Origin of the sequence: Pseudomonas sp. FG-3G (genome assembly GCF_901007645.1) — a bacterium.
Classification (GTDB): Bacteria; Pseudomonadota; Gammaproteobacteria; order Pseudomonadales; family Pseudomonadaceae; genus Aquipseudomonas; species Aquipseudomonas rhizophila.
Genome location: NZ_CAAKGZ010000003.1, coordinates 88,572 through 113,045, shown reverse-complemented (window position 1 = coordinate 113,045; position 24,474 = coordinate 88,572). Strand labels below are relative to the sequence as shown.

17 protein-coding genes are annotated in these 24,474 nt (G+C 61.2%); 8 read left to right on the top strand and 9 right to left on the bottom strand.

What is annotated here, in order from left to right; genetic code table 11:
- Positions 1-83: 83 nt before the first annotated feature.
- The 4 genes from PSEUDOMOFG3G_RS02335 to PSEUDOMOFG3G_RS02320 are packed head-to-tail and all read left to right on the top strand — an operon-like array spanning position 84 to position 3,593.
- Entirely contained in the window at positions 84-842 is a 759-nt protein-coding gene (locus tag PSEUDOMOFG3G_RS02335) for an ABC transporter permease (RefSeq protein ID WP_223194354.1), read from the top strand.
- A 25-nt stretch (positions 843-867) separates the two neighbouring features.
- Positions 868-1,770, top strand: a complete 903-nt coding sequence (locus PSEUDOMOFG3G_RS02330) for a glycine betaine ABC transporter substrate-binding protein (protein ID WP_139049131.1) — start codon at positions 868-870, stop codon at positions 1,768-1,770.
- 15 nt (positions 1,771-1,785) lie between these two features.
- The gene (locus tag PSEUDOMOFG3G_RS02325) at positions 1,786-2,439 is read left to right on the top strand and encodes an ABC transporter permease (RefSeq protein ID WP_139049130.1); all 654 of its coding nucleotides are present in this window, start codon (positions 1,786-1,788) and stop codon (positions 2,437-2,439) included.
- On the top strand, positions 2,436-3,593 hold the full coding sequence (locus tag PSEUDOMOFG3G_RS02320) for a betaine/proline/choline family ABC transporter ATP-binding protein (RefSeq protein ID WP_139049129.1): 1,158 nt from the start codon (positions 2,436-2,438) through the stop codon (positions 3,591-3,593). The genes PSEUDOMOFG3G_RS02325 and PSEUDOMOFG3G_RS02320 overlap by 4 nt, the downstream gene beginning before the upstream one ends.
- Positions 3,594-3,596: 3 nt before the next feature.
- Here the strand turns inward: PSEUDOMOFG3G_RS02320 and PSEUDOMOFG3G_RS02315 are convergent, their stop codons facing one another.
- Both PSEUDOMOFG3G_RS02315 and PSEUDOMOFG3G_RS02310 read right to left on the bottom strand, forming a co-directional pair.
- On the bottom strand, positions 3,597-5,168 hold the full coding sequence (locus PSEUDOMOFG3G_RS02315; RefSeq protein ID WP_139049128.1) for a hypothetical protein: 1,572 nt from the start codon (positions 5,166-5,168) through the stop codon (positions 3,597-3,599).
- Between the two features lie 50 nt (positions 5,169-5,218).
- Positions 5,219-6,664 carry a DUF2599 domain-containing protein gene (locus PSEUDOMOFG3G_RS02310; protein ID WP_139049127.1) on the bottom strand — a complete coding sequence of 482 codons (1,446 nt, stop codon included), beginning with the start codon at positions 6,662-6,664 and terminating at the stop codon, positions 5,219-5,221.
- Between the two features lie 629 nt (positions 6,665-7,293).
- Between PSEUDOMOFG3G_RS02310 and PSEUDOMOFG3G_RS02305 the strand changes: the two genes are divergently transcribed.
- Together PSEUDOMOFG3G_RS02305 and PSEUDOMOFG3G_RS02300 are read left to right on the top strand one after the other, a co-directional pair.
- Positions 7,294-8,457: a type III PLP-dependent enzyme gene (locus PSEUDOMOFG3G_RS02305; RefSeq protein ID WP_047229038.1), complete on the top strand. Its 1,164-nt coding sequence runs from the start codon at positions 7,294-7,296 to the stop codon at positions 8,455-8,457.
- A 191-nt stretch (positions 8,458-8,648) separates the two neighbouring features.
- Positions 8,649-11,174, top strand: a complete 2,526-nt coding sequence (locus tag PSEUDOMOFG3G_RS02300; RefSeq protein ID WP_139049126.1) for a sulfite reductase flavoprotein subunit alpha — start codon at positions 8,649-8,651, stop codon at positions 11,172-11,174.
- Between the two features lie 139 nt (positions 11,175-11,313).
- On the opposite strand, the gene PSEUDOMOFG3G_RS02295 is transcribed toward PSEUDOMOFG3G_RS02300, so the two are convergent.
- From PSEUDOMOFG3G_RS02295 to ptsP, 4 genes are all read right to left on the bottom strand, one after another.
- Positions 11,314-12,855, bottom strand: a complete 1,542-nt coding sequence (locus tag PSEUDOMOFG3G_RS02295) for an alkaline phosphatase (RefSeq protein ID WP_139049125.1) — start codon at positions 12,853-12,855, stop codon at positions 11,314-11,316.
- 200 nt (positions 12,856-13,055) lie between these two features.
- Positions 13,056-14,798: a PTS fructose-like transporter subunit IIB gene (locus PSEUDOMOFG3G_RS02290; protein ID WP_107321866.1), complete on the bottom strand. Its 1,743-nt coding sequence runs from the start codon at positions 14,796-14,798 to the stop codon at positions 13,056-13,058.
- Between the two features lie 14 nt (positions 14,799-14,812).
- On the bottom strand, positions 14,813-15,754 hold the full coding sequence (gene pfkB, locus PSEUDOMOFG3G_RS02285; protein ID WP_047229042.1) for a 1-phosphofructokinase: 942 nt from the start codon (positions 15,752-15,754) through the stop codon (positions 14,813-14,815).
- On the bottom strand, positions 15,754-18,618 hold the full coding sequence (gene ptsP, locus PSEUDOMOFG3G_RS02280; protein ID WP_139049124.1) for a phosphoenolpyruvate--protein phosphotransferase: 2,865 nt from the start codon (positions 18,616-18,618) through the stop codon (positions 15,754-15,756). The genes pfkB and ptsP overlap by 1 nt, the downstream gene beginning before the upstream one ends.
- A 289-nt stretch (positions 18,619-18,907) precedes the next feature.
- On the opposite strand from ptsP, the gene cra reads away from it, so the two are divergent.
- Positions 18,908-19,903, top strand: a complete 996-nt coding sequence (cra, locus tag PSEUDOMOFG3G_RS02275) for a catabolite repressor/activator (RefSeq protein ID WP_139049123.1) — start codon at positions 18,908-18,910, stop codon at positions 19,901-19,903.
- A 20-nt stretch (positions 19,904-19,923) separates the two neighbouring features.
- The gene (locus PSEUDOMOFG3G_RS02270) at positions 19,924-20,700 is read left to right on the top strand and encodes a TatD family hydrolase (RefSeq protein ID WP_139049122.1); all 777 of its coding nucleotides are present in this window, start codon (positions 19,924-19,926) and stop codon (positions 20,698-20,700) included.
- A 58-nt stretch (positions 20,701-20,758) separates the two neighbouring features.
- Here PSEUDOMOFG3G_RS02270 and PSEUDOMOFG3G_RS28285 read toward each other — a convergent pair whose 3' ends face one another.
- The 3 genes from PSEUDOMOFG3G_RS28285 to ampD form a co-directional block, all read right to left on the bottom strand.
- The gene (locus PSEUDOMOFG3G_RS28285) at positions 20,759-21,463 is read right to left on the bottom strand and encodes a methyl-accepting chemotaxis protein (RefSeq protein WP_373685061.1); all 705 of its coding nucleotides are present in this window, start codon (positions 21,461-21,463) and stop codon (positions 20,759-20,761) included.
- Between the two features lie 1,599 nt (positions 21,464-23,062).
- Positions 23,063-23,899: a regulatory signaling modulator protein AmpE gene (gene ampE / locus PSEUDOMOFG3G_RS02260; RefSeq protein WP_139049120.1), complete on the bottom strand. Its 837-nt coding sequence runs from the start codon at positions 23,897-23,899 to the stop codon at positions 23,063-23,065.
- The gene (gene ampD / locus PSEUDOMOFG3G_RS02255; RefSeq protein ID WP_047229048.1) at positions 23,896-24,456 is read right to left on the bottom strand and encodes a 1,6-anhydro-N-acetylmuramyl-L-alanine amidase AmpD; all 561 of its coding nucleotides are present in this window, start codon (positions 24,454-24,456) and stop codon (positions 23,896-23,898) included. Before ampD ends, ampE begins: the two co-directional genes overlap by 4 nt.
- Positions 24,457-24,474 lie beyond the last annotated feature (18 nt).

Genomic DNA, 24,474 nt, shown 5'->3' with positions numbered 1-24,474 from the left:
GCTCAATTTACAGGCCGTTTTACCGGCACTGAACAGAGCTGCTTCTCGCGAACGTTTTCCCGGCAACCTTGACGGTTTGCCGCATGGGAAAGCGCGCGCCGACTGAAATACAAAGGAGTCCGCCTGTGGCTATCCGCTATGGCAAAGGGCTGACAGGGGGCGCGATCGTCGTCGCTCTCCTGGCCCTGCTGGTCTATTGGATCGGTATCGATACGATTGAGCGTTACCACGACGATTTACTGTTTTACCTGCAAGCTCACCTGATGCTCGTTGTGGCGTCCATGTTGGCGGCCCTGATCGTGGGCATCCCCGCCGGCATCGCCCTCAGCCGTCCCGCCATGGTCGGGCGCGCCGAACGCTTCATGCAAGTCTTCAACATCGGCAACACCGTGCCGCCCCTGGCCGTACTGGCCATCGCCCTGGGCTTCCTGGGTATCGGCAGCGGGCCCGCCATCTTCGCCCTGTTCCTCGCCTCGCTGCTGCCCATCGTGCGCAACACCTACGAAGGCCTGAAAAACGTTCAGGGCTCCCTCAAGGAAGCCGCCGTCGGCATCGGCATGACCCCGCGCCAGGTACTGTGGAAAGTCGAACTGCCCAACGCCGTGCCGATCATCATCGGAGGCGTGCGGGTGGCACTGGCGATCAACGTCGGCACCGCCCCCCTGGCGTTCCTGATCGGCGCCAACAGCCTTGGCAGCCTGATCTTCCCCGGCATCGCCTTGAACAATCAGCCGCAACTGCTGCTCGGCGCGGTATGCACCGCTCTGCTGGCTTTGCTGCTCGACGGCCTGGTGACACTGGCCAGCCGCCTCTGGCTGGAACGCGGTCTGCGAGCGGCATAGACCCGGCTGCAATAAAGGAATCGTTATGAAGAAGTTGAGCTTGATACTGGGCTGCGTCCTGCTGTTCGCAGGTTTTGCCCAGGCCGCTGAAAAACCGCTGATTCGCCTCGGCGCCCGAGTGTTTACCGAGCAGACGCTGCTGGCAGAAATCACCGCCCAATACCTGCGCGGCAAAGGCTACGACGCGCAGATCACTGGCGGACTTGGCAGCAACCTAGCCCGCAGCGCCCAGGAAAGTGGACAACTGGACCTGCTCTGGGAGTACACCGGCGTGTCGTTGGTGTCCTACAACCACATCACGGAGAAACTTGACAGCGCCCAGTCCTACGCCCGAGTGAAAGAACTCGACGCCAAAAAAGGCCTGACCTGGCTGACGCCGTCGAAATTCAGTAACACCTATGCCCTGGCCTTGCCGGAAAAAATCGCGCAGCAATATCCACAGATCAACACCATCAGCCAATTGAACACCGTGTTACGGGCCGAGGCCGATGAACATCACCTGGTGGCCCTGGACACCGAGTTCGCCAACCGTTCCGACGGGCTGGATGGCATGGTCGAGCTGTACGGCATGAACCTGACCCGCGAGAACATCCGGCAAATGGACGCGGGTCTGGTCTACACCGCCCTGCGCAACGGCCAGGTATTCGCCGGCCTGGTGTACACCACCGACGGACGTCTGAGCGCGTTCAAACTCAAACTGCTGGAAGACGACAAGCAGTACTTCCCGGACTACACCGCCGCGCCCGTGGTGCGCCAGACGACTCTGGATGCAAATCCGCAACTGGCCGCGCAGCTCAAACCCCTGGCCGAACTGTTTGACGATGAAACCATGCGCCAGCTCAACGCCCGCGTAGACGTCAACCACGAAAGCCCTTCCGCCGTTGCCGCCGATTTCCTGCGCCAGCATTCCCTGCTCTCAACCCAATGACCTGGAGGAAAAGCCATGGATTTTCTTGACGCCTTTTCCCATCTGGACTGGCCGCTGGTGCTGCACCTGACCTTGCAGCACATCACCCTGGTGGGCATCGCCGTGACCCTGGCGATCGTGGTCGGCGTGCCGCTGGGCATTTTCATGACCCGCTTTCCGGCCCTCGCCGGCCCATTGCAGGCCAGCGCCACGGTACTGCTGACCATTCCGTCGATCGCCTTGTTCGGCCTGCTGCTGCCGGTCTATTCCACGTTCGGCCAAGGCCTGGGGCCGATGCCGGCGATCACCGCGGTGTTCCTCTATTCCCTGTTGCCGATCATGCGCAACACCTACCTGGCGCTGACCGGCGTGGAACCGGGCATCCGCGAAGCCGCCCGTGGCATCGGCATGACCTTCGGCCAGCGCCTGCGCATGGTCGAGCTGCCCATCGCCGTACCGGTGATCCTGGCCGGCGTGCGCACCGCCGTGGTCATGAACATCGGTGTCATGACCATCGCCGCCACCATCGGTGCCGGTGGCCTGGGCGTACTCATCCTCGCTTCCATCAGCCGCAGCGACATGTCGATGCTGATCGTCGGCGCCGTGCTGGTCAGTCTCCTGGCCATCTTCGCCGACCTGCTTCTGCAATGGCTGCAACGCTCGCTGACCCCAAAAGGACTCCTCAAATGATCGAACTTCAAAACCTCAGCAAAACCTTCAAAAGCAACGGCAAGGACGTCAAGGCCGTGGACTCGGTGAGCCTGACCGTCAACGAAGGCGAGATCTGCGTGTTCCTCGGGCCATCGGGCTGTGGCAAAAGCACCACGCTGAAGATGATCAACCGCCTGATCGCGCCCACTTCGGGCAAGGTCTTGATCAACGGCGAAGACACCACCGGCCTGGACGAAGTGACCCTGCGTCGCAACATCGGCTATGTGATCCAGCAGATCGGCCTGTTCCCGAACATGACCATCGAGGAAAACATCACTGTGGTCCCGCGCCTGCTGGGCTGGGACAAGCAGAAATGCCACGACCGCGCCCGCGAATTGATGAGCATGATCAAGCTCGAACCCAAGCAGTACCTGCATCGCTACCCCCGTGAACTGTCGGGCGGCCAGCAGCAACGGATCGGCGTGATCCGCGCACTGGCGGCCGATGCACCGCTGCTGCTGATGGACGAACCCTTCGGCGCAGTGGACCCGATCAACCGTGAGATGATCCAGAACGAGTTCTTCGAGATGCAACGGGCGCTGAACAAGACCGTGATCATGGTCAGCCACGACATCGACGAAGCCATCAAGCTGGGCGACAAGATTGCGATCTTCCGCGCCGGCAAGCTGATCCAGTTCGATCACCCCGACACGCTGCTGGCGCATCCTGCCGACGAGTTCGTGAGCAACTTTGTCGGCCAGGACAGCACACTCAAGCGCTTGTTGCTGGTCCGCGCTGAAGACGCGGCGGACAATGCGCCATCGGTCAGCCCCGAGACACCGGTGGCCGAGGCGCTGGAGTTGATGGACGAACATGACCGTCGCTACCTGGTGGTGACCTGCGCCGAGAACAAGGCCCTGGGCTTTGTACGACGCCGCGACTTGCACCGTCAGACCGGCGCCTGCTCGCAGTACCTGAGCGAATTCAACGCCACAGCGGCGTACGACGAACACCTGCGGATCCTGTTGTCGCGCATGTACGAGTTCAACCGTTCGTGGCTGCCGGTGATGGATGCCGAGCGGGTATTCCTCGGGGAGGTGACCCAGGAATCGATTGCCGAGTACCTGAGCTCCGGCAAGTCCCGTGGGGGTAAGACCAGTATTGTTTCGCCAGCCGAGACAGCGTTGGCCTGACGTTTATAGCTGGACCCGGAGCACTTGGGAAAACAACCACTGCGGGCTGAGTTTGGTAAACACCGAATAATTGATCAGCACCGTTTTTCCCTTGTGTTTCGAGACCCAGGTCGGGTCAAGAACGAAAGAGTTGGGCTTACCGGCCGTAACCAGCTGATGGGCCGTATCAAGGAGGGTTTCCCCCACGACACGTACGCGCAGGGTCGAGCCCGACGGAGCTGGAGAGTTGACCGTGACTGTCCCCGAGGCATAACTGGGTGCCGGAAGCACCAGCGCCTGGGGATCGATGGTCAGAAACCGCACCCCAGACTCCAGGGTTTCACCGGCACCGCTTTTCTTGATGGTGTAGCTCACCGGTACGGTGAGCCCGATGCTATCGACGACCTCAGTGCGGGGAATCAGCACCTGTTTGTTCGCGGGAAGCTCGCCGTATGCGACCGGCGGACTGCTGTATGGCACCCGGCCTCCCCACCGAACGCTCAAGATATCGGAGGCGGCAATTGCTTCGGTGGGCAATTGCACGATGAGGTATTCATCCCTATAGATATCCTGAGTGTTCAGACGGTCGCCAGAGACTGTGCTGTAAGCCTTGGGAATGGTGGGTGCAGCAAAAGCGGGCATCGGGATAACCGGGGAGATCGCCTGGTCCGCACTCACATATTGGAAACTGAAATGACCTTGTGGGCTAGGAGGCAATGTGACGCGAACGATGGGGATAAAAAGACCGTTGGTGCGCTCATGATATTTTTTTTGGTCGATTCGGGAGGCTTCCAGATCATTTGAGCCGGTGATCCAGAAAAACGCCTGGATGGGCAGCGCAGCCGGATTTTTTTCCGGCCAGGCTTCGATGCGAAGCTCGTTGTGATTCTTGAAATTAAAATCGGCGCCCCCTGCCTCAAGCTCAACAAGTTTTCTGACTTGCAATCCCGCATTGAAGTTAGCCACGGCTTGCTCATTCAACGCATCGTTGAGCATCCACGCGCAACTGGCAGGATTTCCGTAACTGACCCTTCGAAAATGGGTCAGCCAGGCCCTGGCAGTGAAAATATTCTGTTCATTACAGGGTTTACTCAGGGGATAGACGAACTGAGTAATGCTGTCACGGCAACCGTGGGCGCCCGGTTTGCTGCGATAGATCGTCGCGCCATCGTAGGGAAAATAGCAGATGATCGAGGGCCTTATTTTTCCCTGCGGAGCCCGGAAGGTGGGATAAAAAATATAGCCATGCCGGGCTTCGTTGTTGCCCCATGGCGCACCACCAAACTTGGCGTCGGCCCTCAGGTAGGAAAATGAAACCGCGCCGCTGGTCCTGGAAAATTCGCTATGGTCCCAAGGATCGAAGTTTCCTGCGTTGGTCGTGCGTGCCACGACACCCGTGCATAAAAAAGCCGGTGCCGTGGCAGCGCCACAGTTGACCGCGGTGTCGTAGTAGTTGCGGGTCAAGGCGGCTGCGGTTGCTTCTCCTGATTGCACGCTCGTGGCCACGAGCGCTTCGCTAAAGGACAGCGGCAAAACACAAAGACTGCCCAGTAGAATCAACAGCTTTGCTGATTTTTTTAGCGTGAGAGTTGCCATGTTCGTCGCCCTGAGTATCCCGGTCGGGTCAGCAGGCTGATCTGACCCTTTCAATGAGGATTACACCGGTTATCACCCGGCAATTTAATAATCACATCGTGGGCCACATAGGGACGAGCGGGCTCAAGGCTCCACGTAGGTTTATTCTCGGCGATATCGGGGGAATCAAGATGGCAGGCCAACTGACGGCGCATGCTGCTGCCCATGTTATCGAAATTCCAGTCCTTGCGATTCGGATCAAGGGCAGCAGCCTTGATCGCCAGCTCGGCCAGCACGACATTGGTTTTCCCTACGCCGGCTTTTCTTCCGCAGGCCGTAGGCGTGACCTTAAGCGATGAAATTTTTCCCAATACGGGTTCTACATAATTGTTATCCCACTCGATCTTTTCTATGTAGTTATCGCAGGAACGACTATCCACCGGGGGTTGAACATGCTGATCGGCGGGGTAGTAAGCAAATTTCGCGTCCTCAGCGATCGAGTTCGGAAATTGTATTTTTATGATCGGCTTCCACGTATTGTCTTGCTCTACCCATCGGCGCTGATCATCTCGAGCAAACTCACGAGACGTAAAAGTCTTTGTAGTCCTGTCAATGTAATCAATACCACTCTCATAAATAAAAGCAGCGATAGGGAGCTCCAGATACGTGGCTTTTGCTGAGTCGCTGTCACTGGCGACAGGCGCATCAAACTTCACCCGTGCCTGACTGCCCCAGTCCCTTTTCCAGTGTTTATTAGGTGGCCAGGTTTCAATTCGCAGCTCCGACTGGGTATGGATCGCATCGTCCTTTTCCTCAGGATCATTGGCCAAAATTTTTCGTGCTTCGACAAACGTATTGAATGCATCAGCCTTGTTGTAGGTACCGAAGTAGTCTCTCGTGGTATCAAAGCCGCATTGAAACTTGTGCGCTTTCGTGGCTTCAGGGTCTCGGGTTTGACGGTCATAGTGCTCCATCCACGCCTTGGCATTGCTGATGCCCAGCTTCTGGCAATAGTCCTCGACAACGCCGAGGGAGTTCCCGTTCTCCTGATAATCGCCGCAGCCGCTGTTGTTTCGATAATTCGTCCAGGAATCAATAGGAAAGGCACACAATACTTTGATTTTGAATTGCGTCTTTTCATTCACAAAATCATTGGGCACCAAGGCAAAGCCATTGAACCTGAGCATACCCAGCCCATTGTACTCAACATCTTTTCTTAAATATGAAACCGATGTACCTCCGGCCGCTATACCGGTGCCCCCCGCTTCCAGGCTCTGCGATAACGGACTGGGATCCCACGGCAAATAACTCTGTTTACTGGCGATCCCTCGAAGTATCAAGCCAGAGCAATCAGACGCCAACCTGCCACTTCCACAATCCCGTGCGGTCAATCGATACCAGTACTCCATCAATTTGGCCGTATCGGTGCCAGGGCTTGCCTGCAACAGGCTGGAGCCCGATACAAAACCGAGAAACAAAGAAATGTTTAATATCCGTATGACCCGACGCTTGCGCATGACTCTCTCCTAGAGCTTTTCATCGCTCAGCTCAATCAGTTATGCAATCCCGCCTAATAACCTGCGTTCCCGGCATAAACCCAACACCGGTTTTATTCAGCGGCGAGTACAACTGGAGTCTTGAGTATTCGATGATCGCTTCGTCGCGCCCACTGTCGACACTTACAGTTTTTTAGATCTGTTTAAACGATTTCCTCATAACCGGCCGCCAATCAGTCAACAAATGATCTGCCATGAAACGCCCTTCCAAGCTGCCATGTGCAAATGGCCAACCTGGAGGCCTGTGTCGCATTGCCGAGGAACATCTGACTGTCACACAGGTCGGTTACATCAGGAGCTGTCGCGGGCCGCACGACGAATGAGTGCAAAAACGCGACATTTTTTGTTGATCTCAGGCCCCTCACGCCCTAAAGTTCGCGCCGAACGTCCATGCTGGAAACGATCCATCCGGCTCAAGTACTGACGACGAGACAGCAAGGCCAAGGGAATCAAGCATCCCGTGGCCTTTTTGCTTTCGGCGACATGCCTTGGGAAGTAGGCGAACCAAAGTGGGGATACGGAGGACGTTCACGAGGGCTGCTTGCCCTTACACCCATTGATCCTGATGTTTGCCAGTAGGAGTCCCAAGTATGTCGATCCAGGTCGAAGATTATTTCGCGCGCGAGACCTTTCAGAAAATGAAGGCGTTCGCCGACAAGCAGGAAACCCCGTTCGTGGTGATCGACACCGCGATGATCTCCCAGGCCTACGATGACCTGCGCGCAGGTTTCGAATTCGCCAAGGTCTATTACGCCGTCAAGGCCAACCCGGCAGTGGAAATCATCGACCTGCTCAAGGATAAAGGCTCGAACTTCGACATCGCTTCGATCTATGAACTGGATAAAGTCATGAGCCGTGGCGTAGGCCCGGATCAGATCAGCTACGGCAACACCATCAAGAAATCCCGGGACATCCGCTACTTCTACGAGAAGGGCGTACGCCTGTATGCCACCGACTCCGAAGCCGACCTGCGCAACATCGCCAAGGCCGCGCCGGGCTCGAAAGTCTACGTGCGCATTCTTACCGAAGGCTCGACCACCGCTGACTGGCCGCTGTCGCGCAAGTTCGGCTGCCAGACCGACATGGCCATGGACCTGCTGATCCTGGCCCGCGACCTGGGCCTGGTGCCGTACGGCATTTCCTTCCACGTCGGTTCGCAACAGCGTGACATCAGCGTCTGGGACGCGGCCATCGCCAAGGTCAAAGTGATCTTCGAGCGCTTGAAAGAAGAAGACGGCATCGTGTTGAAGCTGATCAACATGGGCGGTGGCTTCCCGGCCAACTACATCACCCGCACCAACAGCCTGGAAACCTACGCAGAGGAAATCATCCGTTTCCTCAAGGAAGACTTCGGCGACGAACTGCCGGAGATCATCCTGGAGCCGGGCCGTTCGCTGATCGCCAACGCCGGCATCCTGGTCAGCGAAGTGGTGCTGGTGGCCCGTAAATCCCGTACCGCCGTCGAGCGCTGGGTGTACACGGACGTGGGCAAGTTCTCCGGCCTGATCGAAACCATGGACGAAGCCATCAAGTTCCCGATCTGGACCGAGAAGAAAGGCGAGATGGAAGAAGTGGTCATCGCCGGCCCTACTTGCGACAGCGCCGACATCATGTACGAAAACTACAAGTACGGTTTACCGCTGAACCTGGCCATCGGTGACCGTCTGTACTGGCTGTCGACCGGTGCCTACACCACCAGCTACAGCGCGGTGGAATTCAATGGCTTCCCGCCGCTGAAGTCGTTCTACGTGTAATTCGCTGGTCGCTGGACCCGAAAGCCCGTGACTGTGTCACGGGCTTTTTTGCAATAGCGCAAAACGCGCCCATCAGCGCAATGCTATTGACTTCAGGCTTGTCTGAATCATGTGGCTTTTATGTGTGTTTATGAATGGTTCTCGATAACATGCGCGCCATGATGAACAGCAATGACTGAAAGGCGAGTGACGTGTTTAAGAAAACCCTGTTCCAGTTGCACTGGTTTTTCGGCATCAGCGCCGGGCTGGTCCTGGCGTTTATGGGCATTACCGGTGCCGCGGTGTCGTTTCAGGACGAAATCCTGCGGGCGTTGAACCCCCAGGTGTTGATGGTCCCGAAACAACCGGAAGGCGTCCTGCCGCCTGCCGAGCTGGTGCAACAGATCGAGGCCGCTTCCGGTAAAACCGTCGCCATGCTTTGGGTCGAGACCGACAGCGGCCACGCCGCACGGGCAATTTTCGCCGCCCCGCCTGGGGAAAAGCGCGGGCCCATGCGCTATTTCAACCCGTACAACGCACAATTCATGGGCGATGTGGTGGGCCAGGATCTCTTCGCTCTGATACTCAGGCTGCATCGCGTCCTGGCCTTGGAGGATGTGGGTCGACAGATTACCGGTGCCTGCACGCTGATCCTGGTGTTTTTCTGCCTGTCCGGGCTGTACCTGCGCTGGCCACGCCAATGGAAAAGCTGGCGTGCCTGGCTGACCCTCGACTGGGCGAAAAAAGGCCGCAGCTTCAACTGGGATCTGCACTCGGTGGCGGGCACCTGGTGCCTGGCGTTCTATCTGCTGGCGGCCCTGACCGGCCTGACCTGGTCCTACGATTGGTACAACAAAGGCGTGACCCACCTGCTCTCCGATTCCCCCGAAGAAGAACGGGTGCGCAACCGCGGCCCAGCGCCGAGCGGCCCGCCGCCGGTGGCCGATTATCGGGCCATGTGGAGCAGCATCTACAGCGCCGCGGGCCCTGGCCTGATCGCCTACAACGTGCGCATGCCGCCGGTGGCCGGGCAACCGGCAACGGTGTTCTACCTGCTGAAAAACTCGCCTCATGACCGGGCGCTGAACCAGCTCATCCTCGACCCGGCCACCGGTGTCATCAGTGGTCACAGCCGCTACAGCGACAAGAGCCTCAAGGCGCAGTTGCTGACCAGCGTCTACGCCTTGCATATCGGCAGCTATTTCGGCCTGATCGGGCGGATCCTGGTGACGGTCGCCGCGCTGACCATGCCGCTGTTTTTCATCACCGGCTGGTTGCTGTACCTGGACCGTCGCCGCAAGAAGCGCCAAATCAAGAATGCCCGCCAGGAGCTGGGTGCCAACCGCAGCGATGCGCCCGCCTGGCTGATCGGGTTCGCCAGCCAGAGCGGTTTCGCCGAGCAACTGGCCTGGCAGACCGCCGGCCAGCTCCAGGCTGCCGGTTTGCCGGTGAAGGTCCAGCCGCTGGCCGGTGTCAGCGAGCAGGAGCTGAGCAATTGCAGCCACGCCTTGTTCGTCGTCAGCACCTTTGGCGACGGCGAAGGACCGGACAGCGCCCGGGGTTTCGAGCGCAACGTGTTGGGTCGGGCCATGAGCCTGGAGCGCCTGCAGTATTCGGTGCTGGGCCTGGGCGATCGGCAATACGAAAACTTCTGCGGCTTCGCCCGACGCCTGCACACCTGGCTGTCGGAGCACGGCGGCAAGACCCTGTTCGCTCCGGTGGAAGTCGACAGTTGCGACCCTTACGCCTTGCGTCACTGGCAACAGCAATTGGCCGAACTGACCGGCCAGGCTCCGCTGGACACTTGGCAGGCGCCCAGTTTCGAGAACTGGACCCTGCACCAGCGCACCTTGCTCAACCCCGAGAGCAGCGGCTCAGGCGTGTATCTGTTGGGCCTCACCGCGCCCGGCCCGAGCAGTTGGCTGGCCGGTGACCTGGTGGAAATCCTGCCGCGCAATGACCTGTCGGCCATCGACCATTTCCTGGAGGGCCTGGGCATCGCCGGCGTTGCTCGCGTGCAGGTCGATGGCTTGCCCCAGCGCCTCGATCAGGCCCTGGCCAACCGCCAACTGCCGGAAAATCGCGCCCATCTGGTGGGCATGCATGCCCAGGCCCTGGTGGATGCCCTGGCGCCACTGGCACTGCGCGAATATTCCATCGCTTCGATTCCCGCCGATGGCCTGCTGGAACTGATTGTGCGCCAGGAACGTCACGCCGACGGCAACCTGGGTATCGGCTCCGGTTGGCTCACCGAACATGCGCCGCTGGGCAGCGCCATCAGCCTGCGGGTACGCCGTAACAGCGGCTTCCATCTGCCGCCTCAAGGCGTGCCCATGATATTGCTGGGTAACGGCACCGGTCTGGCCGGCCTGCGCAGCCTGCTCAAGGCGCGGGTGGCCGAGGGCATGCAGCGCAACTGGCTGCTGTTCGGCGAGCGCCAGCGCGAGCATGATTTCCACTGCCGTGATGAGTTACAGGAATGGGTGACCTCCGGCGATCTGGAACGCCTGGACCTGGCGTTTTCCCGGGATCAGGAACAGAAAATCTACGTCCAGGACCGCCTGCGCGAATCCTCGGCCCTGCTCAAGCAATGGCTGGTCGATGGTGCGGCGATCTATGTCTGCGGCAGCTTGCAGGGCATGGCGTCGGGCGTGGATCAGGTGCTCAACGACGTGCTCGGCGCCGCGGCAGTGGAGCGCTTGATCGAACAGGGCCGGTACCGGCGGGATGTCTACTGACAAGCCACCCGCTAAAACACTGCCCTCTGTGGGAGCGAGCCTGCTCGCGATAGCGGAGTATCAGACGGCACTCTTGTCGACTGACACAGCGCATCGCGAGCAGGCTCGCTCCCACATTGATTGGTGGCGTACTTGAAACTCAGACCGGCTGCAACTTCTTCTCGAACACTGCCACGCCCTCCAGATCCCGCAACACCACGCTCATCTCCCCGCTCGACCCATCGATGTTCACCTCGCCAAAGAACTGGTATCCGGCAAACGGCGACGTGTTCTGCGCCGGGGGCGCTTTCTGGAACACCACTTCGGGACCGAACGTCTTGTCCAGAGGATTAGGCCCGAAGCTGCCGGCATTCAACGGCCCGGCGACAAACTCCCAGAAGGGTTCGAAATCCTGGAACGCGGCCTGTTCCGGGTGGTAATGGTGGGCGGCGCAATAGTGCACGTCAGCGGTGAGCCAGACGTAGTTGCGCACCTGATGCTTGCGTAGGTAGCCGAGCAACTCGGCGATCTCCAGTTCACGGCCCTGGGCCGGCCCCGGATCACCGTTGGCGACCGCTTCCCAGCGCGACACGCCGGGGCTGACTTCGCCGTCGGGCACACCCAGGCCGATGGGCATGTCGGCAGCAATGACTTTCCACTGGGCACGGGACTGCTTCAGTTCGCCCTTGAGCCAGTCCAACTGCTCGCGACCGAGAAAGGGTTTGGCCCCGCCGAGGTTGGCGTCGTTGGCTTCGCGGTAGCTGCGCATGTCCAGCACGAACACATCCAGCATCGGCCCGTAAGCGAGCTTGCGGTAGATCCGCCCGCCGCCGTCGGCCTTCTGCAAGCGCATGGGGGCGTATTCCAGCCAGGCCTGCCGCGCACGGCCCACAAGACTGTGGATATCCTTGGTCTGGTAGCGTTCATCCAGTTGCTTGCCCGGCGACCAGTTGTTGACCACCTCATGATCGTCCCATTGCCAGATCTGCGGCACTTCGGCGTTGAAGCGGCGCACGTTCTCGTCCATCAGGTTGTAGCGGTAGTTGCCACGATACTCGTCCAGGGTCTCGGCGACCTTGCTCTTGGCTTCAGTGGTGAGGTTGCGCCAGATGCGCCCGCCTTCGGTGGTGATCTGCGCCGGCACCGGACCGTCGGCGTAGATGGTGTCGCCGCTGTGGATAAAAAAATCCGGCAGGCGCAAACGCATGGCTTCGTAGATGCGCATGCCGCCAATGTCCGGGTTGATCCCAAAGCCCTGGCCGACGGTGTCGCCGCTCCAGACAAACCGGATGTTGCGCTTGAACTGCGGGACGCTGCGCAGGTGACCGAGCCAGGGCTCACTGGCGACGCCGGTCTGGGCGTCTTCAAAATGCACGCGGTAGAAAATCGCCTGGTCAGGCGGCAGCCCGGTGAGCTCGACCCGAGCGGTAAAATCGCTGCGGCTGTCGACCAGTGGCGAGACGAAACGCCGCGGGTTGGGCAACTGGCTGCGGGTGTCCCATTCCACCACCATCCGGGCCGGGCGGTCGCAGCGGCTCCAGATCATCGCCCGGTCGCCCTGCAAATCGCCAGACTGCACGCCATCGGTGAGCACCGGGCGATCCTTGACTGAGGCAATCACCGCCGGCGCCAGCCCCGGCAACAACAACCCCGCACCCACGGCTTGCATCACACGGCGACGGCCCAGGTCAAATTCGCTCATGGTGTTTCCCCCAAATGGGGAAACTTAAGCATGGCAGTGTTAATCAGGCGTGACAGGGATCTTGTGAACACCCCAAAACCACTGTGGGAGCGAGCCTGCTCGCGATTGCAGAGTATCAGGCAACCCATTGTCGACTGATACACCGCTATCGCGAGCAGGCTCGCTCCCACAGGGAATTTTCATTGTTCAAACTTAAGTGATCAGGCCTTGGCCGGCTCCAACGCCATCTCCACCACTTCCGGCCGCTTGAGCAGCGCATAGGACACCGCCGTCAGCAGGCTCCCCGCCACAATCGCCAGCAAATACAACAACGCATGGTTGATGGCATTGGGGATCAGCATCACGAACAAGCCACCGTGAGGCGCCATCAGTTTGCAGCCGAAGTACATCGACAGCGCACCGGTCAGTGCGCCGCCGGCGATGCTGGCCGGGATCACCCGCAAAGGGTCCTTGGCGGCGAACGGAATCGCCCCTTCGGAGATGAAGCACAGCCCCAGCACCAGCGCCGCTTTACCGGCCTCGCGTTCGGTCTGGGCAAACTTGCGACGGGCGATAAAGGTTGCGATGCCCAGGCCAATCGGCGGCACCATGCCAGCGGCCATGGCCGCCGCCATCGGTGCATAACTTTGCGACGCCAGCAGTCCCACGGAAAACGCATAGGCGGCCTTGTTGATCGGCCCGCCAAGGTCGACACACATCATCGCCCCCAGCAAAACACCCAACAGAATCGCGTTGGTGGTGCCCATGCTGTCGAGGAAATGGGTCAGGCCATCCAGCATGCCCGCCACCGGTTTGCCGACGATGTAGATCATCACCAGACCGGTAAACAGGCTCGCCAGCAACGGGATGATCAGGATCGGCTTGAGCGCTTCCAGGCTCTGGGGCAGGCGCGCGTAGCGGTTGATCGCCTTGGCCGCGTAACCGGCCAGGAAACCGGCGATGATCCCGCCGATGAACCCCGCGCCCAAGGTGCTTGCGAGCATCCCGCCGATCATGCCGGGCGCCAGGCCGGGACGGTCGGCGATGGAATAGGCGATGTAGCCGGCCAGCAACGGCACCATCAGTTTGAACGCGGTGTCACCGCCGATCTGCATCAGCGCCGCCGCCAGCGTGCCGGGCTCCTTGAACGCGGTAATGCCAAACACGAACGACAAGGCGATCAACAGACCACCGGCCACCACCATCGGCAACATGAACGACACGCCGGTCAGCAGGTGCTTATAGACACCGGTCTTCTCCGTTTTTGCCGCAGCACTGGCACCGCCCGACGCGCTTTCCTGGCGGCCTTCGGCAAGCGCCTTGTTCAGGGTGGCTTCGGCCTGCTTCAAGGCAATGCCGGTGCCGCAGCGATAAATTTTCTTGCCGGCAAAACGCTCGGTGGCGACTTCGATGTCGGTGGCCAGCAGCACCACGTCGGCCTCGGCGATGGCCTCGGGGCTCAACGGATTGCGGGCGCCCACCGAGCCCTGGGTTTCCACCTGCAAGTCGTAACCGAGCTTCTTCGCTGCCTGCTGCAACGCCTCGGCGGCCATGAAGGTATGGGCCACGCCGGTTGGGCAAGCAGTGATGGCGACCAGACGAGGAGCCCGCTCAGCCGAAACCGCAGGTGCCTCTTCCAGCACATCCGACTCGACAAAAACCTTGGCCTCTTCGGCGCCGCGACGCAGCACCGAATCGACATCCTGCAAGGCCTGGGCCGGGGTGCTGCGGAACAGACGTTTGCCGACGAACCGCGACATATCCACCGGGCCGCTGGCTACCAGCAACACCCACTCGGCCGCTTCCAGGGTCGCCGCCGATAATTGGCGCTCCGGATGGGCCGCGTCATGGACTTCCACGCTGGTGCTCCAACCCTGGCGCTGGGCTGCCGCGTCCAGCAGGCGGGCGCACAACACACTGGTGACCATGCCGTTCGGGCAGGCCGTCACAATGGCTAATTTCATTCTTGCGAACCCTCTTATTGTTCGGTCAGGGGGCGCACGCGCACGCCCTGTTCAAGCGACGCCAGCAACGCGGTGTCATGGATGCCAAAACCGATCTGCGTCACGGCCATGGCGGCGATGGCCGTGGCGGTGCGCAGGGTCTGTTGCGGCGTATCGGCGCTGAGCAGGCCATGCAGCATGCCGGCCAGCAGCGAATCGCCGGCCCCCACGGTACTGGCGACAGTGACGCTGGGCGGCGAGGCATGCAGCGCCGAACCGACACTGAACCAGTTCACGCCGTCGGCACCGTGGGAAATCACCACATGCTCAATGCCTTGGGCGTGCAATCGTTGCGCCGCTTCCGCCTGGGCAAATTCGCTCACCACGTCGCAACCCAGCGCATCGGCCAGTTCCTCGGTGTTTGGCTTGATCAGCCACGGCCCCGCCGCGAGGGCGACGCGCAAGGCTTCGCCGCTGGTGTCGAGGGCCACGTTCAAGCCCAGTGCCTTCAAGCGAATGATCAGCGCCTGCAACCATTGCGGGCTGACGCCCCGGGGCAGGCTGCCCGCCACTACCACGGCATCGTGACCCGGGGCGATGTGTTCCAGTCGCTCAAGCAACGCTTGCTGCGCGGCGTCATCAACCACCGGACCTGGACCGTTAAGGTCTGTGATGCGTCCGTCCTGCTCGGCCAGCTTGATGTTGCTGCGGGTCTCCCCTGGGACGCGAATAAAGGCGTCGACAAAACCGCGCTGGGCGAACAGCGTTTCGAACGCCTGGGCGTTGTCTTCACCGAGAAAGCCACTGACGGTCACAGTGTGGCCGAGGTCAGCCAGCACCTGGGCCACGTTCACGCCCTTGCCGGCGGCGTGGCTGTGCATGGCATCGCTGCGGTTGACCTGACCGGGTTCCAGGCGCGCCAGTTCCACCGTGAGGTCGAGCGCCGGGTTGAGGGTCAGGGTAAGGATCTTGGCCATTACAGCGCCTCCACTAATGCGCGCACGTCATTGGCGCTGCCCACGGCCAAGGCCTCTTGGGCGAGGATTTGTACCTGCGCCAGGCTCACTTCGCGTACCCGCGCCTTGACCTCGGCAATGCTGCGGGCCGAAACACTCAGCTCGTCTACGCCCAGGCCCACCAGCACCGGCACCGCCAAAGGGTCGGCCGCCAGCTCACCGCACACGCCGACCCACTTGCCATGCGCATGGGCGGCACGCACGGTGATGTCGATCAGTTGCAGCACCGCCGGGTGCAGGCCGTCAGCCTGAGCCGAAAGGGTTGGGTGACCGCGGTCAATGGCCAGGGTGTATTGCGTCAGGTCGTTGGTGCCGACACTGAAGAAGTCGACTTCCTTGGCCAGCACCGGCGCCAGCAATGCCGCGGACGGCACCTCGATCATGATCCCCAGTTGCAGGTCCGCCACCGGGATCTCCAGGCGCAGGCGCTCGGTCATGTCCCGGGCCTGACGCCACTCATCGACGCTGCCCACCATCGGGAACATGATCCGCAACGGACGGTTGTCGGCAGAACGCAACAAGGCGCGCAATTGCGCCTCCATGACCTGCGGACGTTGCAAGGTCAGGCGAATGCCTCGCACGCCGAGAAACGGGTTTTCCTCTTTCGCGATCGGCCAGTACGGCAGCGGTTTGTCGCCGCCCACATCGAGGGTACGCACCACCAGCGGTCGCCCGGCCAGGCCATCGAGCACCTTGCGGTATTCGGCTTCCTGAGTCGCTTCATCGGGAGCCTGGGTATGAGCCATGAAAATCAGTTCGGTGCGCAACAGGCCAATGCCTTCGGCGCCCTGCTCCACCGCACTGGTGACACCGGCGCTCTCGCCAATGTTGGCGAACACTTCCACGGCGTGACCGTCACGGGTCAGCGCCGGTTGATGACGTTGTTCGGCTGCGACCTTGAGACGTTGCTCACGGGTGTCGCGCTCTTCGGTGGCCCGCTGCAGCGTAGGCGCGTCGGGGTCCACGTGCAGGCGACCGCGCTGGCCGTCCAACAACAGTGAAGTGCCCGGCGCCAGCAGCAACACCGCCGCACCGGCCCCCACCAGCGCCGGGATCCCCAGGGCTCGGGCGACGATGGCACTGTGGGCGGTGGCGCCGCCGCGCGCGGTGAGAATCCCCGCTACGCGGGCGGGATCCAGACGGGCGACGTCGGACGGGCCAACCTCGTCCATCACCAGAATGTAAGGTTGCTCGGGTTCGCTCGGGGTTTCGACGCCGCACAATTGCGCCAGCACACGCCGACCGACGTCCCGCAGGTCGGCGGCACGTTCGGCGAGCAGTGCGTCCTGCAGCGCTTCCTGTTCTTTGGCAGCCGCTTCGATCACGCCCATCCACGCCGCTTGCGCACTCTCGCCCAGCTTCAATCGAGTGTCGACTTCGTCGGTCAGCGCCGGGTCATCGAGCATTTCCTGATGGGTGATAAAGATTTCGCGGATGGCCTTGGCCTTGGCGCGTTCGACCAGACCTTCGATGTCGCGGCGCACTTGGTTCAAGGCGTTTTGCAAGCGCTCACGCTCGATGGCCGCTGATTCGCCGCGCAATGGATACTCGAAGGCCTGCAACACCTGGATGTGGGCCGGGCCGATGGCAATGCCCGGAGCGGCGGCAACGGCCTGGATCAAGCTACCGGATTCGGGCGCCAGCACGACGGCAGCAACCTCGGCCATGGTGGTTTGCTGAGGCGCACTCGGTGGCGGCAGCGGCTCGACTTCTTCGCCAAGGCCCTCTTCGATGGCGGCCAGCAGCGCCGGCAAGGCGTCAGCGGCGATGCTCGGTTCGGCGATGAACTCCAGGACCTGGCCGCGACGAGCGCCCAGGCTCAGCAATTTGCTCAGGCTCTTGACCGACACGGCGCTGTCCTGGCCGTCGACGATGCGCACGCGGATCTCGCCTTCGAAGCTTTTCGCCAGTTGCGCGAGGATCTTCGCCGGACGCGCGTGCAAACCATGGGCATTGGCCAGGCCGATGCGGGCGCTGGGCCAATCGGCGGGCAGTTCGCCGCCCAACACTTCCAGCACCTTGCGGCTGCTGGTGGCGCGCCCCAGTTCATGACCGCGACCTTCGATCAACAACGCACAAAGCCTTTCGAGCAAAGCCTGGTGAGCCTCGCCGAGGCTGGCGAGACAGAACAGACCGCTCAAGGGCTGACCGAGGTAACGGATGGGCTTGTCCGGCGTGACGAAGGCCAGGCCCGGACGCTTGACCGTCTGTTCGCTGTGCAGCCACCACAGGCCATCGCCCAATGGCAGCGCCTCGACCTGCTGCAACACCCCAGCAAAGCCGTTGCTCACACAGTCGGCCTGGCGCAGCAGACGGGCACCGCGCCAGACCAGCTCTTCGAAATCGTCGGCCGACACGCCGAGGCCGATCATCTGCGCATCCAAGGCCAGTTCCTGTGGCGCGCCTTGCAGCAGCTTCAACAGCGCTTCGGCCGAACCTGCGCGGCGCAGGGCCTGGCCCAGGTCGGTCTCGCCGAGGGCGCGGGTCAGCAGTTGCAAAAGACGCAAGTGTTCGTCGGACTTGGCCGCGATACCGATCGCCAGGTAAACGATCTGACCGTCGCCCCAGTCCACACCGTCGGGGAACTGCAACAGGCGCACACCGGTGGAGTACACAAGATCGCGGGTTTGCGGGGTGCCGTGGGGGATGGCAATACCTTGGCCAAGAAAGGTCGAGCCCTGGGCCTCGCGAGCCTGCAAGCCGGCCAGGTAACCCTCGGCTACAAGGCCATCGGCCACCAGTTTGTCAGCGAGCAATTGCAGCGCGGCGTCTTTATCCACAGCCGTCTGGGCCATGGATATCTGCTCTAGAGTGAGCTCGAGCATGCTTTCTCCTTTTTGGCGTCGGGTTGGCGCCAGGTATTGTTTTGAATGAATCAGCTTAGCGTTACAGGACGGCTTTTGGCGCTATCGCGGCAGACGGGCCAAAAAATCCTGCTAACCTTGAAAATACGCCTGCTGAAACGTTTAATCTAGAAAGATTGGCACGTTACTCGATAATCTCTCATCCTTGAAGTGCAACTTGTCGCCGCCGTCGCGACAGTAACCGTCGTCCTGAATCGGGTAGGATGCCCCTCATTGTCGGGGCAAACTCGAAAAAACAAGGAAAACCGGGTTGAAACTCAGTGATATCGCCCAGTTGGCCGGTGTGTCCGTGACCACCGCCAGCTATGTCATCAATGGCAAGGCCGAACAGCAACGCATCAGCAGCGCCACCGTCGAACGCGTGCGCGCCGTGGTCGAGGAGCATGGCTTCACGCCCAACCCCCAGGCTGCCGGGTTGCGCAGCCGGCATACGCGCACGCTGGGTTTCATCCTGCCGGACCTGGAAAACCCCAGTTACGCCCGCATCGCCAAACTGCTGGAACAGGGTGCCCGAGCGCGGGGCTATCAATTGCTGATCGCCAGCTCCGACGATGCGCCCGAGAGCGAACGGCAACTGTTGCAACTGTTCCGCGCCCGGCGCTGCGATGCGCTGATTGTCGCCAGTTGCCTGCCTGCCGGGGACGACAGTTATCGCCAGTTACAGGCCAAGGGTATCCCGATCATCGCCATCGACCGGGTGATGGAGCCTGCGCACTTCTGCTCGGTGATCAGCGATGACCGCCAGGCCAGCCTGCAACTGACCCGTAGCCTGCTGGAAACCAATCCCCGCCAGATCGCGCTGATCAGCGCCCGGCCCGAATTGAGCATCAGCCAGGAACGCACCGCCGGGTTCAACGAAGCCCTGGCCGGTTTCGAAGGCCAGGTGCTGATCGAGCACGGCGAGTCGTTCAGCCGTGAATGCGGTCGCCAGTTGATGGACGAATTGCTCGCGCGACTGGGGCACCTGCCTGATGCGTTGATCACCACCTCCTATGTGCTGCTGCAAGGGGTGTTCGACGCCCTGCACGACTTCCCGCTCAAGTCGCGCCCGCTACGGTTGGGCACCTTTGGTGATACGCAACTGCTGGACTTCCTGCCGCTGCCGGTCAACGCCATGTCCCAGCAGCACCAACTGATCGCCGACAAGGCCCTGGCGCTGGCCCTGGCCGCCATCGAAAACGATGATTACCAACCCGGTGTGCAGGCCATCGCACGCACGTTCAAGCAGCGCATTCATCAGGGCTGAGTATTCTTCAGGATTGAAGCATGGAACTGATCGATACCCACACCCATCTGGATTTCCCCGACTTCGATGCGGATCGCCCGGCGCTGCTGGCCGAAAGCCGCGCCTTGGGCGTGCGGCAGATGGTGCTGCTGGGGGTGTATCGGGATAACTGGCAACGGGTGTGGGATCTGGTGCAAGGCGACCCGGACCTGCACGCCGCGCTAGGCCTGCATCCGGTGTATCTCGACCAGCATCGCCCCGATGATCTGGGGCAATTGCGCCAATGGCTGATCCGCCTGGCTGGGCATCGGCAGTTGTGCGCGGTGGGGGAAATCGGTCTGGACTACTTCATCCAAACCCTGGACCGGGAGCGCCAGCAGGCATTGTTCGAGGCGCAACTGCAACTGGCGGCGCAATTCCAATTGCCGGCGCTGATCCACGTGCGCCGCAGCCATGCCGCCGTGATCGCCACCCTCAAGCGCATTGACCTCAAGCGCGGGGGGATTATCCACGCTTTCGCTGGCAGTTTTGAGGAGGCTCGCGAGTACATCAAGCTCGGCTTCAAGCTCGGCCTTGGTGGCGCCGCCACTTGGCCTCAGGCCCTGCGCATGCATCGGGTACTGGCAAAACTGCCGCTGGACGCGGTGGTGCTGGAAACCGATTCGCCGGACATGGCCCCGGCGATGTTCCCCGGCCAACGCAACAGCCCGGCGCATTTGCCGGCCATTTGTGAAGCGCTGGCTGGGATCATGGCGATCAGCCCTGATCAGTTGGCAGAGGCCAGCACGACCAACGCCCGCCAATTATTCAATTGGTGACCCCCTGTGGGAGCGGGCTCGCTCCCACATTGGATCGGTGGTGAGCACCATCCTTTAACTACACCCGAAACGCATTGATCAACTGCTTGAGCTGCACCACCTGGGCGGACAACTCACGGCTGGCGTCCTCGGTCTGGTGCGCGCCTTCGGCGGTGCGTTCACCGGCGCGATTGATCTCGACGATGTTCTGGTCGATGTCATGGGCCACGGCCGTCTGCTGCTCCACCGCTGCTGCGATCTGCTGGTTCTGGTCGACGATCATACCGACGGCGCCGAGGATATTTTCCAGCGCCTGCTGGACCTTTTCCGACTGCCCCACCGTGCCACTGGCCATCTCATGGCTGGTGCCCATGGCTTTGACGGCAGCGCCCACGCCGCCGTGCAGGCGGGTGATCATTTCTTCGATTTCTTCGGTCGATTGCTGGGTGCGCTTGGCCAGGGTCCGCACTTCGTCAGCCACCACCGCGAAACCGCGCCCCTGCTCTCCGGCCCGTGCGGCTTCGATCGCGGCGTTGAGCGCCAGCAGGTTGGTCTGTTCAGCGATGCTCTTGATCACGTCCAGCACACGGCTGATGGCCTGGCTGTCAGTCGCCAGTTGATTGATCACCTGCACCGACTGATCGATCTCGCTAGCCAAACGCACGATGCTGCTCTGCTGTGACTCCACCAGCCCGCGCCCGCTGAGGGTTTCGTCGTTCACGCTGTGGGCGCTACTGACCGCCGCGGCGGCGCTACGAGCCACTTCCTGGGCGGTGGCCGACATCTGGTTCATCGCCGTGGCGACCAGTTCGATCTGGCTGCGCTGCCCGGACACGGCTTGGTTGCTCTGGGCCGACACCGCCTCCACCTGCCCGGCCTGGCGCTCGACCTCGGCAACGGTCCGGCCGACCTGTTCGATCAGGTCATGGATCTTCGCCACCGTGCCATTGAACACTTCACCCAACTCCCCCAACTCATCCTTGCTGCGCGCCACGAAGTTGACCGTCATGTCGCCCGCTGCGACCTTGTCCATCATCTCGCCGAGATGTTTGAGGGTGGTGCGGGTTGAGGCGTAGAAGCCGGCGTACAGGTAAAAGATCAGCAGAAATACGGCGACCAGCGCAACGGCTTGCAGCACCATGTGGCTGCGGTTCTGCTCCAGGCGATGCTGCAATTGAACATCCAGAAAACCCAGGGTTACGTCGTTCAGTCGGTAGGTTTGCTCCATCAGACTGCTGACCTGCTCGTAAAACGGCAGCCATGGAGCATCCAGCGTGTCGGCCATCACCACCTGTTCTTCGATCAGTTCACCGGCTTTCTTCAAGGTTGCCTTGCTGCCTTCGGCCTGACTGGCAAGCGCCTGCTCGGCCGCCTTGCTGGAACCCAGGGCGTCCTGAAGCTTGAGGTCATATTCACCCTGCAGCTTTTCGATTTGCCCCAGCAACTCGTCGAACCGGGTGCTCGACGCCGAATTGAGAAAGCCCAGGCCCAGGGACGCTGCACCCAGCGCACGGCCCTCACCCAGGGTTTGGGTCACGTTGGGGGTCACGCTGATGATCAATTCGCTCAGTTGGCGGATGTCGCCCTGGTTGTCGCGGCTCAGGCCAGCCTGGCTGGCGATGATTTGACTGAACATCTGCGCGCTGTTGAGCAGCTTGCCAATCAGTGCGCTTTTGCTTTGCAGGGAGCGCTCGGCCTGCTGGGCCTTGAAAGCGGCAATCATTTCGTCGCGCTTGGCATCGAACGCGCTGACCTGTTCAGGATCGACGGCCATGGCTTTCAAGCTCTGCAACCGCGCCAGGACCTGCTTTTCAAGGGTGCCGATCTTCGCTTCCACGTCCCCGGCCTTGCCGGACTGACCGAGGCTGGCATTGATCTGCACCAGATTGTTCAGGGTTTCCAGGTCGCGCCGCAGGGTCAGGCTGTTGCCCAGCAGATCGAGGCTTTGCAGCTCCACTTGCGTGCCCTGGAATTCGCGATAGGAATCGCGCACCAAAAAGAAATTGGTCACCAGCATCGGCAGCAGGAACAACACGCTGATCAGGCTGAACTTCATGCCGAAGCTCAGGCGGTTCATCAGCGCGACGGCGGGCCAGAGCAAACTCTTCACAAGGAAGTCTCCCGGTTGTATTTCTTGTTTTTATGGGCAGGCGCACAGAGACAGCAGATAGCCACTATTTGGGCGCTGTCCCTGTATAGCCTAAATCGGCGGGAAGATTTGTAACTTAAGGTTAACGACGAGCCGTGGCACGGTTCTTGTGGCGAGGGGATTTATCCCCGCTGGGGCGCGAAGCCGCCCCTAGCTATCTTAAAGCCCGCAATCAATGGGGCTGCTGCGCATCCCAGCGGGGATAAATCCCCTCGCCACAGAGCGTGCGTTTGCCTAAGCCAGCACTGTCCACAATGCAAACCCGGCATACCAGAGCACCGCCGCACGCAATAACAGCTCCCACAGCCGATCCAGGCTGTTGATGCCGTCCGGGCCCGCGACAGGGTCGGGAATCTCGCCGGCCACCAGCCCGACCTTGCCGATCAGGTCTGCTGCGCTGATGTTCCAGTTCAGCAACTCATGCAGCATGACCCGGCTGACTGCCACGAAGTTGCCCACCAGGGCGAAGCTCGCGGTCAGCAACCGCACCGGCACCCAATCGAAGGCATGGCGCAACTGCGTCGCCCGCTCGGCCACGCCGGGGTTCTGACTGTGCTCGGCGGCCAGCGCCAGCAGGCGATAGCTCAGCGCCGCGACCGGCCCCAGCAGGAAATACCAGAAAATCACCGCGAAAAAACTCTGATAGGCCTGCCACAGCAGATGCCCCTGGACCCGCTCCAGCAACTGCTCGCCGCTATCGGCCTCGATATTCAGGTCGCGCTTGGCCACATGGTCGGCCGCCTGCAGGTCTTCCCGTCGCCAGGCGTCACGAAACGGCCCCAGGTCAGCGAGCAGATCCCCTCGACCGAGGCTGTAAATCACCACCAGCAGATGCACCGGTAGTGCCAGCAGACCATAGGCCACCGGCTCCAATACCCACAGTAGCAACGCCAGCAGCGCCACGGGCAGCAGGACCAGCACAACCAGCACCAGCCAGGGCCGATTGACCCAGCGTAGGTTCGTCTCGAGTTTGTTCAGTTCGCGCAGCCAACCGCCGTCACGCTGGATCCGATGGCGCAACGCCGAGAATTTCTCGATCCAGATCGCCAGCAGCAGCACCAGAAAACTCATTGCCCTTCCCCTTCTATCAAGGCAGCGCGGTAGCGCGCCCAGTCGAATGCCGGTCCCGGATCGGTCTTGCGACCCGGGGCGATGTCGCTGTGCCCGCAGATGCGCTGCAGCGTGATCGCCTTGAACGCCGCCTGCAACTGCCGGGTCAGGCAGACCAATGCGGCATATTGCGCGTCAGTGAAGGGCAGATCGTCGGTGCCTTCCAGCTCGATGCCCAGGGAAAAATCGTTACACGTCTCCCGCCCTTCAAAGCACGAAACGCCCGCGTGCCAGGCACGATCCAGACAGGAGACAAACTGGGTAATCGCGCCGTCACGCTCGATCAGAAAATGCGCAGACACACGCAGATCGGCGATACCGGCAAAATAGGGGTGTTGCGTGACATCCAGACGATTCTGGAAAAACTCCTGCACCTTGCCCGTGGAAAACTGTGCCGGCGGCAGGCTGATGTTGTGGATCACCAGCAGTGAAATTTCGCCTTCGGGGCGCGCATTGAAGTTGGGTGATGGGCAATGCCGCACGCCATCGCACCAACCACTGGCGGGGTCCAACTGCATACAGGTTCCTTCGATGAC